General features: G+C 66.8%; 13 protein-coding genes. 7 read left to right on the top strand and 6 right to left on the bottom strand.

Going from position 1 to position 17910, the window contains the following annotated elements:
- Positions 1-15: 15 nt before the first annotated feature.
- On the top strand, positions 16-1107 hold the full coding sequence (locus LK540_RS17855) for a tartrate dehydrogenase (protein ID WP_229438660.1): 1092 nt from the start codon (positions 16-18) through the stop codon (positions 1105-1107).
- A 157-nt stretch (positions 1108-1264) separates the two neighbouring features.
- On the opposite strand, the gene LK540_RS17850 is transcribed toward LK540_RS17855, so the two are convergent.
- Positions 1265-2791: an amidase gene (locus LK540_RS17850; protein ID WP_229438659.1), complete on the bottom strand. Its 1527-nt coding sequence runs from the start codon at positions 2789-2791 to the stop codon at positions 1265-1267.
- 80 nt (positions 2792-2871) lie between these two features.
- Positions 2872-3171, bottom strand: a complete 300-nt coding sequence (locus tag LK540_RS17845; protein ID WP_229438658.1) for a hypothetical protein — start codon at positions 3169-3171, stop codon at positions 2872-2874.
- Between the two features lie 180 nt (positions 3172-3351).
- On the opposite strand from LK540_RS17845, the gene LK540_RS17840 reads away from it, so the two are divergent.
- On the top strand, positions 3352-5004 hold the full coding sequence (locus LK540_RS17840; RefSeq protein ID WP_229438657.1) for a response regulator: 1653 nt from the start codon (positions 3352-3354) through the stop codon (positions 5002-5004).
- A gap of 10 nt (positions 5005-5014) precedes the next feature.
- Here LK540_RS17840 and LK540_RS17835 read toward each other — a convergent pair whose 3' ends face one another.
- Both LK540_RS17835 and LK540_RS17830 read right to left on the bottom strand, forming a co-directional pair.
- Positions 5015-5470 carry a response regulator gene (locus LK540_RS17835; RefSeq protein WP_229438656.1) on the bottom strand — a complete coding sequence of 152 codons (456 nt, stop codon included), beginning with the start codon at positions 5468-5470 and terminating at the stop codon, positions 5015-5017.
- Positions 5471-5482: 12 nt separating this feature from the next.
- Positions 5483-7732: an ATP-binding protein gene (locus LK540_RS17830; RefSeq protein ID WP_229438655.1), complete on the bottom strand. Its 2250-nt coding sequence runs from the start codon at positions 7730-7732 to the stop codon at positions 5483-5485.
- 285 nt (positions 7733-8017) lie between these two features.
- On the opposite strand from LK540_RS17830, the gene LK540_RS17825 reads away from it, so the two are divergent.
- Positions 8018-9922, top strand: a complete 1905-nt coding sequence (locus LK540_RS17825; RefSeq protein WP_229438654.1) for a PAS domain-containing sensor histidine kinase — start codon at positions 8018-8020, stop codon at positions 9920-9922.
- Positions 9923-9934: 12 nt separating this feature from the next.
- Here the strand turns inward: LK540_RS17825 and LK540_RS17820 are convergent, their stop codons facing one another.
- Together LK540_RS17820 and LK540_RS17815 are read right to left on the bottom strand one after the other, a co-directional pair.
- Positions 9935-11116, bottom strand: coding sequence for a triacylglycerol lipase (locus LK540_RS17820; protein WP_229438653.1), 1182 nt, complete (start codon positions 11114-11116; stop codon positions 9935-9937).
- A gap of 142 nt (positions 11117-11258) precedes the next feature.
- Positions 11259-12596, bottom strand: coding sequence for a dienelactone hydrolase family protein (locus tag LK540_RS17815; RefSeq protein WP_229438652.1), 1338 nt, complete (start codon positions 12594-12596; stop codon positions 11259-11261).
- Between the two features lie 291 nt (positions 12597-12887).
- Here LK540_RS17815 and LK540_RS17810 point away from each other — a divergent pair, with 291 nt between their 5' ends.
- The 4 genes from LK540_RS17810 to LK540_RS17795 all read left to right on the top strand — a co-directional run bounded on the left by LK540_RS17810 (position 12888) and on the right by LK540_RS17795 (position 17799).
- The gene (locus tag LK540_RS17810; protein WP_229438651.1) at positions 12888-15176 is read left to right on the top strand and encodes an ATP-binding protein; all 2289 of its coding nucleotides are present in this window, start codon (positions 12888-12890) and stop codon (positions 15174-15176) included.
- A 104-nt stretch (positions 15177-15280) separates the two neighbouring features.
- Complete coding sequence (locus tag LK540_RS17805; protein WP_229438650.1) at positions 15281-15847, top strand: NADPH-dependent FMN reductase; 567 nt, start codon at positions 15281-15283, stop codon at positions 15845-15847.
- 51 nt (positions 15848-15898) lie between these two features.
- Positions 15899-16528: a tRNA-uridine aminocarboxypropyltransferase gene (locus tag LK540_RS17800; protein ID WP_229438649.1), complete on the top strand. Its 630-nt coding sequence runs from the start codon at positions 15899-15901 to the stop codon at positions 16526-16528.
- A 77-nt stretch (positions 16529-16605) separates the two neighbouring features.
- Positions 16606-17799: a PA0069 family radical SAM protein gene (locus LK540_RS17795; protein WP_229438648.1), complete on the top strand. Its 1194-nt coding sequence runs from the start codon at positions 16606-16608 to the stop codon at positions 17797-17799.
- The last annotated feature ends 111 nt before the right edge of the window (positions 17800-17910 follow it).

Here is a 17910-nt window from a genome sequence, read left to right as displayed (position 1 = left end):
GAAGGGATGCACCACATGACACGCAGTTTCAAGATCGCCGCCATCGCCGGCGACGGTATCGGCAAGGAAGTCCTGCCGGAAGGCCTGAAAGTCCTGGAAGCGGCTGCGCAGCGCTTCGGCATCACGCTCGAATTCACGCAGTTCGAATGGGCCAGCTGCGACTACTACCTGCAGACCGGCGACATGATGCCGCCCGACTGGAAGGAGCAGTTATCAAGCATGGACGCGATCTATTTCGGCGCGGTGGGCTGGCCGGCCACGGTGCCCGACCATATTTCGCTCTGGGGTTCGCTGCTGAAGTTCCGCCGCGAATTCGACCAGTACATCAACCTGCGCCCGGTGCGTTTGTTCGAGGGCGTGCCTTGCCCGCTGGCGAACCGGAAGCCGGGCGACATCGACTTTTATGTGGTGCGCGAAAACACCGAGGGCGAGTACACCAACCTGGGCGGCATCATGTTCCCGGGCACCGAGCGCGAAGTGGTGATCCAGGAATCGGTGTTCAGCCGCCACGGCGCCGACCGCGTGCTGAAATATGCCTACGAACTGGCGCAGTCGCGCGCACGCAAGCACCTGACGGTGGCGACCAAATCGAACGGCATCGCGATCAGCATGCCCTGGTGGGACGGGCGCGCCGATGCGGTGGGTGCGGCCTACCCGGAGGTTACGGTCGACAAGCAGCACATCGACATCCTCACCGCGCGCTTCGTGCTGCAGCCGCAGCGCTTCGACGTGGTGGTGGCCTCGAACCTGTTCGGCGACATCCTGTCGGACCTGGGGCCGGCCTGTACCGGCACCATCGGTCTTGCGCCGTCGGGCAACCTGAATCCGGAGCGCACCTTCCCGTCGCTGTTCGAGCCGGTGCACGGCTCGGCGCCGGATATCGCGGGCAAGGGGATTGCGAATCCGATCGCGATGATCTGGTCGGGGGCGATGATGCTGGGCTTCCTGGCCGATGGGCCGGATGCGCCGGCGGGCTTGCGCGAGGCGCACGATGCGATTGTCGGGGCGATCGAGGAGGTGCTGCGTAGCGGGCCGCGGACTGGGGATTTGGGTGGCGAGGCGACCACCGTTGAAGTGGGTGACGCAATCGCCAAACTGGTAGCGTGATTTTCGTAGGGTGGGCACTTGTGCCCACGCGGTATAGCACCGTTGCGGGTCGAATCGCAATACGGAGCCGCGCGGTGCGCATCCGTTTTCATAGCCGCATTCCATCATGCGATGAGACCGCGTGGGCACGGGTGCCCACCCTACGTGTTGCGCCATTTCACGCGGTCGGGACTACGGAGTTGGCGCTTTCGTCCCGCGCCAGCGGCGACAACCGGTCGAACCACGGCGCCGCCCCTTCCAGCTGGTGCGCCAGCTGCAGCAGCTGGTCCTCGGCGCCGAACCTCCCCACGAACTGCACCCCCAGCGGCAGCCCGTCGGTGGTCCAGTACAGGGGCACCGACATCGCCGGCGTGCCCGTCAAATTGGCCAGCTGCGTGAACGGCACGAAGCGCAGGCTGTCGCGCGCAAGCCGGTTCACCGTCCCTTCCAGCAAGCCAAGCCGCGCCACGATCCCCAGCACGCCGCTGCGCTCCAATAGCTCGAGTACGATGCGTTCGCCGCGCGGCGGATCGCCCGCGCCATGCCGCAAGGGCGGCGCAGCCAGCGTCGGCGTGAGCAGCATGTCGTAGCGCGCATGGAAGCGCGCCAGGCCGCGTCCGAATGCGTTCCACTGCGCCAGCTGCGCCGTCAGGCGTGCGCCGGATACCGCGCTGCCCAGCGCCGCCAGCAAGCGGCTCATCAGCTCCACGTCGCGCGCCCTGGCCCCGAGTGCACGGGCGCGCGCCACCATTGCCGGCACCTGGCCGAGATACACGTGCAGGTAGCTTTGCGCCAGCGCCTGTCCGTCGATCTCGGGTGCGGCTTCCTCGACCTCGTGCCCGAGCCCGCGCAGCAGCTGCACGGCGCGCCGCACGGCCGCCACCGCTTCCGGGTGGACCGGCGTGCCGATCGGCGACGCGGTGCTGAAGCCGATCCGCAGCTTGCCCGGATCGCGCCGCATCAGCTCGACGTACGATCCCGCCGGCGGCGCGATGACGAAGGGATCGCCCGGCTCGGCGCCCTGCAGGATGTCGAGCGCCAGCGCCGAGTCGCGTACGCTGCGCGAGAGCACGCCTTCGCTCGACGCGCCGAACCAGACTTCGCCGATCGCCGGCCCGCTCGAGACCCGCCCACGCGATGGCCGCAGCCCGAACAGGCCGCAGCAGGCGGCCGGGATGCGGATCGAGCCGCCGCCGTCGTTGCCGGCCGCCATGGGCACGATGCCTGCCGCCACGGCCGCCGCCGCGCCGCCGCTCGATCCGCCCGGCGTGCGCTCCAGGTTCCAGGGATTGCTGCTGCGTCCATGGAGCTGCGAATCGGTAACCGCCTTCAGTGCGAACTCGGGCAGGTTGGTCTTGCCGAACACGACCAGGCCGGCCTCGAGGTAGCGCCGCACCACGGCCGCGTGCTCGGCCGGCACGTCGTTGCGCATCGCACGGCTGCCGGAGCTGGTCGGCACGCCGGCATAGTCCTGCACGCCATCCTTGATCAGGAAGGGCACGCCCGCCAGTGGTCCGCCGAGGGGACGCGCCAGCTGGGCGCGCGCCTGCGTTTCCATGATGCGGCAGACGGCGTTGATGCGGCCGTGTACTTCGGCGTTGCGATCGAGCGCCAGGCGCAGCAGTTCATCGGGGCTGACCTCGCGGCGGGCCACAGCCTGGGCCAGCGCGCTGGCATCGAACTGGACGTATTCGGTGAAATTCATGGACAGTTCCTCAAGGGTTCTATCCATTATGCAATAAATTCGTCAAATTTATTGTCAGAGCTAGTACAAAAGGCGATATCTCACTTGCGCTTCTTGGCGTTCGATGTAAAGGTACGTGTATAGAACTCAGGCGGCTTGCGCGCGACCCACTCGATGAAGGCGCGGATCTCCTCATGGCCGCGCAAGGCATCCCAGGTATGGTAGCTGCGCAGCAGCTCGCGCTCGGTAAAGGCCGAGTGGATTTTCCGATGGCAGATCTTATGGATCGGGAACTGTTCCTTGCCCTTCAGGCTCTTCGGCACGAGGTGATGACGGTCGATGTTGACCGTGCCCAGTTCGCGGCCGCATAGAGGACATAAAGGGCATACCGGCTCTGTCATGCGCTCTCCGAAATGCAAAAAAACATAGTCAATACAATGTATTGGCGAAAAAGCCGCACACAAGGGTGCGGCGCACAATTGTCGATTTTGATGAGCCGGGGCAGGCCCCTTGGTGTAAAATTAACCCTTCAAGAAAAGCAATAAGAAAACAGGACCCTGAAAGCAGATAAGGTCGTACGGATGATTGAAGACGAAACCAGTAGCTGCTCCATTCTCCTGATCGACGACGAGCCGTTCGCCCAGCAGATCATCGAGCATGGACTGCGTACCTGCGTCAAGCACGTGCTGCGCTACGAGTCGGATGCGCGCCGCGCCGTCGGCCTGGCGGCGGAAATCGGCTGCACCGTGGTGCTGGTCGACCTGCGCATGCCCGAGATCGACGGCTTCGAATTCACGCGCCTGATGCGCGCCAATCCGGAAACCGAACACGTTCCCATCATCCTGCTCTCGTCCGAGGACGATCCCGAAATCAAGGCGCGCGCCTTTGCCGCCGGCGCCAACGACTACATGGTCAAGTGGCCCGACGCGCGCGAGCTGGTGGCGCGCGTGCAGTACCACAGCGCCGCCTGCGTGGCACGGCGCGAGCGCGACCAGGCCTTCGTGTCGCTGCGGCGCAGCCAGGAAGAGCTGGCCGCCAGCCAGATGGCCCTGAACCAGGCGCAGAAGATGGAAGCCATCGGCCAGCTCACCGGCGGCGTCGCCCACGACTTCAACAACGTGCTGCAGATCATCGGCGGCAACCTGCAGCTGCTGAAACTGGTCGGCGGCCTGAACGATGCCGGCCGCACCCGCGTGGAAATGGCGCTGTCCGGCGTCGAGCGCGGCGCCAAATTGTCTTCGCACCTGCTGGCATTCGCGCGGCGCCAGCCGCTGCAGGCGGTGGTGCTCAATCCCGGCCATTTGCTGCGCGAGATGGACGACATGATGCGCCGCGTGATCGGCCCCGGCGCGCGCATCGTCACCGAGATCGACGCCGCGCTGGGCAGCACCCTGGCCGACCCGAACCAGCTCAATAACGTATTGCTGAACCTGGCCATCAATGCGCGCGACGCAATGGACGGCAACGGCACGCTCACCATCCGCGCCCTCAACGTGCGCACCGACGGCGGCGTGCCGCCCGAGGTGCCGGGCGGCGACTACGTGATGATCGAGATCGCCGACACCGGCAAGGGCATGCCGCCCGAGGTGCTGCAGCGCGCCTTCGAACCCTTCTTCACCACCAAGCCGGTGGGGCAGGGTACGGGCCTGGGGCTGTCGATGGCCTATGGTTTCGTGAAGCAGTCGGGCGGCGAGATCCTGATGCGCAGCGAAATCGGCCAGGGCACCAGCGTGCGCATCTACCTGCCACGCAGCAAGACCGACGCGGTGGCCGCCACCCCGTCCGAACACCAGCCGCTATGCGGCGGGCTGGAAACCATCCTGGTGGTGGAAGACGAGGCCGACGTGCGCAGTTCCACCTGCGCCATCCTTTCCGCGCTCGGCTACGACGTGCTGGAGGCAGGCGATGCCGCCGCGGCGGTGGCGCTGATCGAAACCGGGCGCCACATCGACCTGGTGTTTTCCGATGTGATCATGCCGGGACCGGTGAGCAGCCTGCAGCTGGGCGAGGTACTGCGCCGCCACCTGCCGGACGCGCAGATCTTGTATACCTCGGGTTATGCGGAAGGGGTGCTGGCGCACGAGGGGAAGCTGAACGCTTCGGTGCACCTGTTGCAGAAACCGTACCATCCGGACGCGCTCAGCGCGCGCATCCGTCATTTGCTGCGCCGTAATCCAGGTCACGGCGCGGGCAGGAGCGCCGGCGCAGTCGCCGCCGGCGCACGGGCTTCCTGAGCAGCCCGGCTCAGGCCGGACGCACGTAGCGGTGCGAGCCCGGTGGCGGTTCGTTCAGCACCGCCCAGAAAATCCCCAGGTCGGCGATCGCGCGCACGAATTCCTTGAAGTCGACCGGCTTCACCACGTAGGCGTTCACGCCCAGTTCGTAGCTGCGCACCAGGTCCTGTTCTTCTTTCGACGAGGTCAGCATCACGACCGGCATGCTTTTCAGCGAGCCGGTCTTGCGGATCTCGGCCAGCACTTCCAGGCCGTCGACCTTCGGCAACTTCAGGTCGAGCAGGGTGACGGCCGGGTTGCCTTCGGGGCGCTCGGCGAATTCGCCGCGGCGCAGCAGGTAGTCGAGCGCCTCGGCGCCATCGCGCACCACCACGACTTCGTTGGCGAGCTGGCTTTTCGCCAGCGCCACCAGGGTCAGTTCGAGGTCGTGTGGATTGTCTTCGACCAGCAGGATGGGTTTTAGCATGATGGAATGTCTTTAAGGTAATGCAAGTTTGCGCGGGATACTGAAGGAGAAAGTGGCGCCCTGTCCCTGGATCGACTCGGCCCAGGCGCGGCCGCCGTGGCGCTCGACGATGCGGCGCACGTTGGCCAGGCCGATGCCGGTGCCCTGGAAGTCTTCCATGCGGTGCAGGCGCTGGAACACGCCGAACAGCTTGTGCACGTAGTCCATGTTGAAGCCGGCGCCGTTGTCGGCCACGTGGAACACGGTCTCGACGGCATCCTGCTCGGCCCAGATGCGGATCACGGCCGGGTCGCGCCCGCCGGTGAATTTCACCGCATTCGACAGCAGGTTGAGCATAGCCAGGTGCAGGAAGGTGGGATCGGCGACGATGCGCGGCAGAGGCTTGATCTGCCAGTCGATGTTGCGGCCCTGCAGGTCGGGACCGAGCTTGTCGATGCAGGACGTCACCAGGTGCGACATGTCGACTTCCACCGGACGCAGGGCCGCGCGGCCCATCTGCGAAAAGCTCAGCAGGTCGTCGACCAGCTTGCCGGCCAGGCGGGCCGACTCCTTGATGTTGGTGAGGAAGCGCTGGCGCAGTGTCTGGTCTTCGCTGCCGCTCGATTCGAGCAGCAGGTCGGAGAAGCCGACGATGTGGCGCAGCGGGGCGCGCAGGTCGTGCGACACCGAGTAGGAAAACGCTTCGAGTTCCTTGTTGGCGCGGCCCAGTTCCTCGGCCAGTTCGGCCATCTGTTCGGCGCGCTCGAGGGCAATGCCGAGCAGGGCGCTGCGGAATTCGCTGGTGAGTTCGACTTCGGCCACGTGCCAGGGCAGGCTGACGCCGTGGATTTCCTCGCGCCAGGCGTCGAAGCTGAGGCGCGGGCTGAGCTGGGTCGGCACGTCCGAGGGGTCGGTGTCCTTGCCGCGCGGATTGCCGGCCCATTCGATGGTGTGCACCCGCTCGGGGCGGAACCACAGCAGGTAATGCCTGTGCACGCGCGAGATCGGCATCGCCAGCAGGCCGGCGGCATTGCGCTCCAGGCCCGTGGCGGCGGGGCAGACCGTCCCCAGGGCGTCGCTCTGGAAGACCTCAGCGCCGTGGCCCTGCTGTTCGAGCCAGGCGACGATGGCGTCGATGGCTTCGTCGTCGGGCGTGTCGCCATAGGTCAGCACGCGCTCGTTGGCCACGATGGCGACCCCGCCGGCGCGCGCAAAGCGCAGCAGCTCGGGGAAGACGCCGCGCATGTTGTCGGTGATGTCGGCGCCCTTGGTGAGGTTGCCGAGCATTTCCACCATCATGCGCCGCACTTCGAGGCGGAAGGTCAGTTCCGCGGCGTCTTCGCGCGACTCGATGCACAGCGCCAGCACCTGGCCCAGCTGTTCGCAGGCGGTGCGCTTTTCGAATTCGAGCGGGGCCGGGCCGGCGTTGTGGCAGGAGATCAGGCCCCAGAGCTTGCCCTTGACGATGAGCGAGACCGACATCGAGGCCAGGGTGCCCATGTTGCGCATGTATTGCAGGTGCACCGGCGAAACGCTGCGCAGGGCCGCGAACGACAGGTCGTTCGGCGCGCCGGTCACGGGATTATGTTCCGGCACCAGCGGCGCCGGAACGTAGTTGGCGTCCTGGATCAGGCGGATGTGCTGCAGCGTGTACAGGTCGCGCGCCTGGGCCGGGATGTCCGAGGCCGGAAAACGCTGGCCCATATAGGACACGTAATCGTCTTCCTTCGATTCGGCCATGACGTGGCCGTGGCCGTCGGGGTCGAACTGGTAGACCATCACGCGGCCGTAGCCGGTGACGCTGCGCACGTGGTGGGCCGCCAGCGTCGCCAGCGATTCGACCGAGGCCTTGTCGTTGACGTTCAGCAGGAAGTCGCCGAGCAGCGGATACAGTTCCCGAAAGCCGGCCGGCGCGTCGCGCTCGACGGCCTCGAATTCGACGATGAGCACGCTGTCCCAGGCATGGGCCAGGACGTCGAGGTGCTGGCCGTTGGCGGCGGTGACGGTGCCGAGGTAGAAGGGCCGGTTGCCGAGCTTGCCGCCTTCGAGCGATGGCGCAAGGCGGGAGGCGGCGGTCTCGCCGATCACCTCAGGCAGCGGGCGTTCGATGGCGGCATCGGCCTCGATGCCGAGCCAGCGGCCGAGGTTGGCGCTGGCCTGCAGCACGGTCAGCTGCGGCGACAGGGTCAGCAGGAAGCCGTGCGGCTGGATGCTGCCGGGCGTGCGAATCGGTTCCTTGTCGCAGCTGGACAGGTCGAGCGGTACGGTGGGTCCTGAAGTCATGTGTGGGCCTGAGATCGATGCGAGCCAGGCACGGCTGGGTTACGGAACCGACATTTTAGCCTGAAAGACATGCAGAAAGGCGAAAGAAGGCGCCGCTTTCCCGCGAAATAAGGCAGCTGGAAACGCTGCGGGAACGATCTGCAAAACGATCGAGCCAAATCGGTATTGACGAGCTGGAGAGGCGGGCGGCGCGGCAGAGCAGGTTCGCGTGGCCGCAGGGTGGAAGTTGGAGTTATCATAAGACGTTTACTATCCTGCTTCCTGCGCCGCGCTCTGCCACCGTCCATGAATAATAGAATTTCCATTAGGCACGATCTGACCGACGAACAGCGTTTCCAGTACCTGATTTCCGGCATCCGCGACTACGCGATCTACATGCTCGACACCGACGGCCACGTCAGCAGCTGGAACAGCGGCGCGCGCCGCTTCAAGGGCTACGAGGCGCCGGAGATCCTGGGCCAGCATTTCTCGCGGTTCTACACGCCTGAAGACCAGGAAAGCGGCCTGCCGGCGCGCGCCCTGGCCACCGCGCTGGGCGAAGGCAAGTACGAGGCCGAGGGCTGGCGCGTGCGCCAGGACGGTACCCGCTTCTGGGCCAGCGTGATCATCGACCCGATCTACGACGAGCAGGGCGCCTTGCTCGGTTATGCCAAGATCACGCGCGACATCACCGAAAAGAAAAAGGCGCAGGATGCGCTGCGCGCCAGCGAAGAGCGCTTCCGCCTGTTGGTGCAGGGCGTGTCGGACTACGCGATCTACATGCTCTCGCCCGAGGGCGTGGTCAGCAACTGGAACGTGGGCGCCCAGCGCATCAAGGGCTATTCAGAGCAGGAAATCGTCGGCCAGCATTTCTCGCGCTTCTATACCGAGCCCGACCGCGCCAGCGGCCTGCCGGCGCGCGCCCTCGGCACCGCGGTGCGCGAAGGCCGCTACGAGGCCGAGGGCTGGCGCCAGCGCAAGGACGGCACCAGTTTCTGGGCCCACGTGATCATCGACGCCATCCACGACGAGTCGGGCGAACTGATCGGCTTTGCCAAGGTCACGCGCGACCTCACCGAAAAGAAGGCGGCGGCCGACGCCCTGGCCGAGGCGAACGCGGCCCTGTTCCAGGCCCAGAAGATGGAGTCGATCGGCCAGCTTACCGGCGGCATCGCCCACGACTTCAACAACCTGCTCTCGGTATTGTCCAGCGGCCTCGAGGTGCTGACCCTGCGCGGCGGGGTGAGCGACGTGAAGACCCTCGACAGCATGCGCCGCGCCATCGACCGCGGCGCCACGCTGACCCAGCAATTGCTGGCCTTTGCGCGCCAGCAGCCGCTGCAGCCGGAAACCCACAGCGTCAACCGCCTGGTGTCGGGCTTCGAGTCGGTGCTGCGGCGCGCCGTGCACGCGGCCATCGACTTCGAGGTGCACCTGGAGCCGGAGATCCGCTCCACCGTGATCGACAGCGCGCGCTTCGAGTCGGCCCTGCTGAACCTGGTGGTGAATGCACGCGACGCCATGCCCGAGGGCGGGCGCATCCGCATCGAGACCGCCAACGTGGAGTTGAAGGAGCGCGAGATCAACGGCCTGGCGCCGGGCAGCTACGTGCAGGTGACGGTGTCCGACACCGGCACCGGCATGTCGCCGGAAACCGCGCAGCGCGCATTCGAGCCTTTCTACACCACGAAGGAGGTGGGCAAGGGCACCGGACTCGGGCTGTCGCAGGTGTACGGCTTCATCAAGCAGTCCGGCGGCGAGGTGAAGATCCGCACCGCGCCGGGCGAGGGCACGGCGATCGCCATCTACCTGCCGGCCGCGCCGGGCCAGGATGCGCCGGCCCAGCAGGACTCCACCGAGATGGTCCTGATCGTCGAGGACGAGCCGGATTTGATGGACGTGGCCTCAGCGCTGTACATCAGCATGGGCTACGAGGTGCTGACGGCGTCCGGCGCGCAGGAAGCGGTGGCGCTGCTGGCCAGCCGGCATGTCGACATCCTGTTCACCGACGTGATCATGCCGAACGGGATGAACGGGGTCGAACTGGCGAGTTATGCGCGCGAGCATTATCCGGACATGAAGATCATCCTGGCCTCGGGCTATCCGCTGCCGGCGCTCAAGCTCGAGCACAACAACCTGAGCGAATTTGCGTTCGTGAACAAGCCGTATCGCTTGTCGGACCTGGCGCGGGCCTTGCGGTCGGCGGCGTAGCCGCATGCCCGATCACAATCCAAAAATGATGTCGCTGATCCGCTCGTAGATCGGATCGGCCGACGGCCCCTTGTTCGGCCAGTTCAGGATGTCGAAGTGGTCGTAGCCGCGGTAGGTGCCGAGATAATTCCAGCTGCCGCGCACCGCCGTGCCGTCGTAGTCGCGCACCGGGTGCCCGCTTGGTGCGCGCATGCTCACCGTGTTCACCACGCCGTCGTTGGCGAACCACTCGCTGTCGATGCGCACCCGGCCCGGCGCGCTTTGCGTGTAGCCGCCCATGCCGTGCTGGCGCAGCGAGGGCACGATCCATTCGCCGGCATAGGTCTTGTAGTACGGGAACATGTCGATGCGCGGGTACTGGTAGTTCGAGGCCTGGATCGGGGCGATGGCGCGGTCGGTGCCGTTGCAGCACCAGGCGCCGGCTTCGGTAGCCTGGGTGCCGAGGGAAAAATACACCACATGCGGCGAGGTACGCGCCCACAGGTTGAAGCTGCGCGCGCCGTCGGGCGCCAGTTCCCAGCTCCACATGCCGGCCTGGAACCAGTCGCGCAGCGGCGAGCGCAGCTGGGGCAGGATGTCGAGCACGGCGTCGCGCAGGGTGGTGCCATTGTGCGGGGAAGACAAGGTGGTGACGCTGCGCACCCAGCCGGTCTTGCCGCCCGCGTACAGCTCGCCGTCGCCTTCGCCGGGCGCGCCGTGCTCGAGCAGCTCGATTAGCGCGCGGATGGTGGTGCCGCCCTGGCTGTGGCCGATCAGGTGGATGGGGTGGCCGGCGTCCCAGGCCGGGTACAGCGCCAGCGGGTAACCCTCGGGATTGCGGGCATGGTCGGCGGCCCAGCATTTGCCAGGCGGCTTTTGCTCGCGCACGGGAGGCGTGCGAGCGTGGCTGGCGCCATAGTCGACGCAACCGCCCTTGATCTGCGCGTAGAGTTCGGCAGCGCGGTCCCAGTTCGGGCTGATGGCGCCGACGGTGGCGGTGACCACCATGCGCGGGCCTTTATAGACCCGCAGGTGGGAGGCGATGTCGTGGTAGCCGCCCCAGTACAGGTAGCCGGTGCCGGGAAACTGTTCGGGGCCGAAGCCGAGGAAGCCGTGCACCAGCACCACCGGATCGTTGTTGGCGGCGCGCGCGGACCCGAACGGCAGCAGGGCCAGCATCAGCAATGAAAACAGGAAGGGGATAAAGCGTGGCATGGCAAGGTCCGGGAGGTCGCTTGCCACATTGTCGGAGCGGGACCGCGGCGCCGGTTTGCGCCAGGTCGTGTGCGGATGCCTTAGCGGCCATCTGCGCAACAGGAGCGTGCGCAGATGGCTTGACGAAGCGTGCTGGATTGAATCAGTGCGCTTCGGAAACCGACGGGTTTGCCACTGCATTGGCCGATGCATTGGCCGCCGCGCCCGCCTGTGGCTGGGCCTGCGCCGCCGGCACCGTGCTGCCCACCGCGCCCGGCGCGTTCGGGTCGGCCGGGGCCGTGACGGCGGACGATGCCGATGCCATCATCGTGGCGCGCTCGGCGGCGTCGATGCGTTCGCCGTTCCAGACCACGTAGTCGTCCACCGAATACAGCTTGCAGGGCTGGCTGCTCTTGGCCGAGCAGGTGGCCAGGGCGCGCGCTTCCGGCGCCTCGCCTTCCTCGGCCCAGGTCCAGGCGCCGCTCGGCGACACGGCAAAGGCGCGTGGCGTCATCTTGGTCAGATAGTCGGCATAGGCGCGGCGGCCGTTTTCCGACAGGAAGGGCACGGCCTCGACGTCGTCCACCGTTGCGTAGTTGGTACGCGCCGGGGTCGGCGGCGGCGGCACGTTGTAGATCACCTCGGTCGGCATGCCGACGCCTTTCAGGAAGGCGATCGTGTCCTTCAGCCAGATCTTTTCGCCGTCGCGGCTGGCCAGCATGCCGTGGGCATCGCGCTTGAACGAGGGGAACTCGACCAGGCGGCCCTTGCCGCCGGCTTCCACGTAGGCTTCGTGCATGCGGTTCGCCAGGTCCGGCCCGAACAGCGAATCGTTCTCGCCATACATCCACAGGCTCGGGATCTTGTTGTTCGCGCCGTACTCAGCCATGGCCGAAACCAGCGAAGAGCGCCAGCCGCAGCCGGCGCTGTCGTCGCGCAGGCCGCCGGCGAAGTTGATCAGGCCGCGCACGCCGGCAAGCTGCTCGGTGCCGAGCGCCATCGTGGCCAGGCCGCCGTAGGACTGGCCGGCAACGACGATGTGGCCGCTGTCGATCCAGGGCTGGGTGCGGGCGTACTCCACCGCCGAGCGGATGTCCTCGGCCTGCAGGTAGCCGTTGGTGGTCATGTCGCAGCCGCGGTCGCGGTAGCGGCCGGTCGAGTTGGCGAAGCCCTGGCGCATCGGCACCATCACGGCGTAGCCGCGCTTCACGAAGGCCGCGGCCATGTAGTAGAAACGGTCGCGCGGCTGGGCGCTGGGGCTGCCCGGGTCCTTGCCGTGGTTGATGATCAACAGCGGGAAGGGACCCTGGCCGTTCGGCTGGAACACGGTGGTTTCCAGCATGGCGCGGTTGTCGCGGCCGGCAGGAACCTGCACGACGCGTTCGTTCATGCGGTAGTCGAGCTGGAGCTCTTGTTCGATCGCCACGCCCGGCAACATGACGAGGGCGGCGAGGAAGGCGGTAACGGTCTTGCGGACTGCGGCGGTGCGAACTCGGAACATGGGCGACTCTGGAAAAGTGTCTGCCGGTGCGACAGCATTGCTTGAAGGAATAAATTGATTCTAGGCACCGAAAACACTGAGAGCAATATCCGTTTACGCAATTCCAGAGGTAAATTTTTGTGTGTGGTAAAGATGCTTACGTATATCAATAGCGAACGTTCAAAATGTTGGGAAAAGCACAGCAAAATGCATGAGCAGGTGGGCAAGCTTGCCTCTTGTATAATCGCTTGAGCCGGTTTTTCCGCGGCACTTGTTTGCAACCTAACCGCCGACCAGGAGGACCCAGCACCGATGCGTTTCCGGAACCGGCTATTGATCCTGGTTGTCGCTCTGCTCGTGCCCTCGTTCATCGGCGCGGCGCTGGCGGTCGCCTATGTCTACGTCGAGCAACAAAAGGACCAGGAGCGCAGCATCGCCGAGACCGGCCGCGCGTTTGCCTTGCTGATCGATAACGAGATGCGCCACCAGGAAGGCATCCTGCGCACCCTGGCTGCGTCGCCGGCGCTGGCGGCCGGTGACTTCGGCGAGTTCTACCGCCACGCCCGGGGCGCGGCCGAGGCCGTGGATGCGGTGGCGGTGCTGTACGACCTCGACGGCAAGCCGATCCTGAATACGCGCCGCCCGCTGGGCGTGGCGCTGACGGGGCGCGACCCGTCGAACCTGCCGGCGCTGATGGAACGCTATGGCGCGGCGCGCACCCTGGTGTCGGACGTCTTCTACGCACCCCCGGTGCAGCGCTACGACTTCATGATGCAGGTGCCGGTGCTGGTCGAGGGCAAGCCGCGCTATCACCTGACGCTCGGCATGCATGTGGGCATCCTGCAACGGCTGCTCGAGCGCCAGCAGTTTCCGCGGGCCTGGATCGCCACCGTGTTCGACCGCAACGGCCGCATCGCCGCCCGCTCCAGCGAGCCGAAGCATTACGTCGGCACCCTGCTGCGCGAACGCACGCGCAAGCTGGCGGCCACCACCGACCGCGACCTGGTCTTCCCCAGCCATACCCTGACCGGGGTCCCGGTGCGGGCCCAGATCACGACGGTGCCGAATTCCGGCTGGAAGGTGCTGATCGCCATCCCGAGCGCCGAGATCCGCCGCGTGCCGATGGAAGCGGCGGCACTGCTGGCCGGGATGATGGCCGTGCTGCTGGTGCTGGCGGTGGCCGCCGGGCGCTGGTTCGCCAGCCGCGCGGTGGCGCCGATCGAATACCTGGGCCGCTGCGCCGACCGCCTGGCCGACGGCGAGGAAATTCCCTACCGCCCGCACGGGCTGGAAGAGATCGACACCGTGGCCTGGCGCATGGTCGAGGCGAGCAAGCAGATTCGCCGCTCGACGCGCGACCTCGAACACCGCGTCAACGAAGCCATCCTCGCCACCGAACAGGCGCAGGGCGCCCTGCTGCGCAGCCAGAAGCTCGAGTCGCTGGGGCGCCTGACGGCCGGCATCGCGCACGAATTCAACAACCTGCTGCAAACGCTCACCACGGCGCTGCAGCTGGCCGCGATGCAGGCGACGGAACCGAAGCTGCAGCGCCTGATCGACACCTGCAAGCGCACCGTCACGCGCGCCACCACGCTCACCGGCCAGCTCGGCTCCTTCGGCCGGGTGCAGGAAGGGCGCCTGGTGACGGTGGACACGGCCGCGCAGCTCGACAGCGCGCTGCAGCTGATCCGTGGCGCCGTGGCCGACAGCATCGTCATCGAGACCGCATTCGACAGCCGCCTGTGGCCGGTCCGGGTCGAGCCCCTGCAGTTCGACCTGGCGCTCCTGAACCTGGCGATCAATGCGCGCGATGCGATGGGCGGCAGCGGCCGGCTGCGGATCGGCGCCCAGAATCTCACACTGGCCGCGCCCGACGCGCCGCCCAAAGGCCTGGCGCCGGGCGACTACCTGCAGCTGAGCGTGAGCGACGACGGCGTGGGCATGGCGCCCGAGGTGATGGCGCGCGCCCTCGATCCTTTCTTTACCACCAAGTCGCCGGGGCAGGGTACCGGGCTCGGCCTGCCGCAGGCCTATGCCTTCGCCACCCAGGCGCAGGGACTGCTGACCCTGCACAGTACGCCGGGCAAGGGGACCCGGGTGCACATCTACCTGCCGCGTGCGCACGGCGCCGATGCCGCCGCGCCAGGCGCTGCCGACGCCGGCGCCTCCGCAGGCGCAGCGGCGCCGGACGTGGTCGCGCCGCCGCCCTACCAGCCGGCGGCAGCGGATGCGGCGCCCGCGCCAGCCGGCGTGAGCGTGCTGTTCGTCGAAGACGACGTACTGGTGCGCGAAGCCGTGGTCGAGGCGCTCGGCGCGGCCGGCTTCGCGGTGCGCGTGGCCGTCAGCGGCGACGATGCGCTGGCCCAGCTCGAGGCCGGGCAGGCGGTGGACATCGTGTTTTCCGACATCGTCATGCCGGGCAGCGTCAGCGGCATCGACCTGGCCGCGGCGGTGCGCGAACGCTGGCCGGCGCTGCCGGTCGTGCTGGCCACCGGCTACACCGACCGGCGCGTCTCGATTCCGGGCGTCAAAATCCTGGCCAAGCCTTATGACGTCGAGCAATTGGTCGGCTTGCTGGGGCGCTTGAGCGGACGGCGCTGAGCGGGCAGGCCGGATTTTTGTCGTGTTGCAAGGCGGCGCGCCTTTCCCTCACCGCTGACTAGAATGGGTCCGGGTTCATTGCGGACACACGACAGGAGAGGGACATGGTCAAGATCGCGGTAATCGTCGGCAGCACCCGGCCGGGGCGCAAGGCGCTCGACGTGGCGCGCTGGGTAATGGACACGGCGCAGGGACGCAGCGGCGCCAGCTATGAACTGGTCGATATCCAGGATTTCAATCTGCCCCTGCTCGACGAGCCGGTGCCGCCCTCGATGGGCCAGTATTCGCAACCGCACACGCTGGCCTGGGCCGCGAAGATCGCCGAATTCGACGGCTTCGTCTTCGTCACGCCCGAATACAACCATGCCACCTCGGGCGCGCTGAAGAACGCCATCGACTTCCTGTACAAGGAATGGAACAACAAGGCGGCCGGTTTCGTCGGCTACGGCAGCGTCGGCGGCGCGCGCGCCATCGAGAACCTGCGCCTGGTGATGGGCGAACTGATGGTGGCCGACGTACGCGCCCAGGTGATGCTGTCGCTGTTCACCGATTTCGAGAACATGACTACCTTCAAGCCGGCGCCCCACCAGGAAAAATCGGTGCACGCCATGCTGGAGCAGGTGGAGGCCTGGAGCGGCGCACTGGCGGGACTGCGCAAGGGGGCCGACTGAAGGCGTTGGCGCGGCTGCTACAATCGGCGCCTTTTCCTTGCCGAGCCGCCGATGAACCAGCCTTCGCCTCCCCGCCGCGCCACCTGCGCCGCCTGCCTGCGCGCGCAGTCGGCCTGCATCTGCGGCTGGGTGCGGCCGCTCGTCTCGCCCGTCGAACTCCTGATCCTGCAGCATCCGCTCGAAGTGGCGAACGCCAAGAACAGCGCGCGCCTGCTGCACCTGAGCGTGGCGGGGAGCGTGCTGGTCGTGGGCGAGGCCTTCGATGCGGACGCGCTCGGTACGCTGCTGCATGCCGGCGGGCGCACGCCGGTGTTGCTGTATCCCGAAACGCCGGGCGTCGCCACGCCGGACGCACCCGCAGCAGCGCCGCTGCCGCTGCTGCTGCCTGAACGCCTGCGCCTGGTCGTGCTCGACGCCACCTGGCGCAAAAGCCGTAAGATGCTGCACCTGAATCCGGCGCTGCGGCAATTGCCGCGCCTGGCGCTGAGCGACATGCCGGCCTCGCACTACCGCATCCGCAAGGCGCACGCGCCCGATCAATTGTCCACGCTTGAAGCGGGCGCCCATGCCCTGGGCCAGATCGAGGGCGATGCGGCGCGCTACGCTCCCTTGTTTGCCGCTTTCGACGGTTTCGTCGGGCAACAGGCTGCTTATTTACCACATCCTTTGCCGCCGGCCTGAGCACGCACACGGCCACGCTTGAACTGGCGGGAAGAGCGGCGTACTATACTGTATAAATATACAGTATGAGGTGCCGAATGGCTTACTCCGAACGAACTGTCGACCGCGAATACAGTGCGGAAGAAATCGTCCTGCCGCGCCCGCTCGCCGCGACAAAGGGGCGCGGCGCGGTGTCCAACCTCCAGGGCCGCTACGAACTGAAGGGCCGCGAGCGTTTCGACGACGGCTGGACCGTGGAAGACAGCGCCGCGGCGCCGGTCAAGACCGTGGTCACCGACGAGATCGCCAAGTCCATCCTGTCGCGCAATACCTCGCCCGACATTCCCTTCAATGTCTCGCTCAATCCCTATCGCGGCTGCGAGCACGGCTGCATTTATTGCTTTGCGCGGCCGACGCACAGCTACCTCGGCCTGTCGCCCGGGCTGGACTTCGAGACCCGCATTTTTGCCAAGGTGAACGCGGCCGAGCTGTTGCGCCGGGAGCTGGCGCATCCCGGATACAAGCCCGAGCACATCGCCATCGGCGTGAACACCGACGCCTACCAGCCCTGCGAGCGCGAGCGCCGCCTCACGCGCGAAGTGCTGGAAGTGCTGCACGAATGCCGGCATCCGGTCGGGCTGGTCACCAAGTCCGCGCTGATCGAGCGCGACATCGATTTGCTGGCGCCGATGGCCGAGCGTTCGCTGGCCTGCGCCGCCATCACCCTCACCACGCTCGACTCCGACATCTCGCGCACCCTGGAGCCGCGCGCGGCGGCCCCGGCGCGGCGCCTGCGCGCCATCCGCACGCTCACCGATGCCGGCATTCCGGTCAGCGTGAGCGTGGCGCCGATCATCCCTTTTGTCACCGAACCGGAAATCGAACGCATCCTGGAAGCGGCGCGCGACGCCGGCGCCGTCAGCGCCCACTACACGGTGCTGCGCCTGCCCTGGGAAGTCAACCCGCTGTTCCAGCAATGGCTGGAGGCCCACTTCCCGGAGCGCGCCGGGCGCGTGATGAACCGCATCCGCGAAATGCGCGGCGGTAAGGATTACGACGCCGACTTTTCCAGGCGCATGCACGGCGAGGGCGTCTGGTCCGACCTGATCCGCCAGCGCTTCAATAAAACCGTCGAGCGCATGGGGCTGGGGGCGTTGCGCGGGCGCTTCGAGCGGCTCGATACGTCGCAGTTCCGGCGGCCGCTGGTGGTGCCGGCGGCGGCAGGCAAGGGCGCTGGAAAGGGCGTTGCAAAAGGAACTACAAAGGGAGCTGGACAGCTGGACTTGTTCTGATCAGCGTTCTATATTGACACAGCGGGTGCCTGGCTGAGGTCGAGCTGATGTGCGGCTGATGAGCGGCCGATGATTGACAGACCGATGCGCCTGGCCAGTTGCGGAACTGCC

Source organism: Massilia sp. IC2-278, from assembly GCF_020708045.1.
Lineage (GTDB): Bacteria > Pseudomonadota > Gammaproteobacteria > Burkholderiales > Burkholderiaceae_D > Telluria.
Note: the sequence above shows the minus strand (reverse complement) of the source record. Positions and strands in the feature narration are given on the sequence as shown.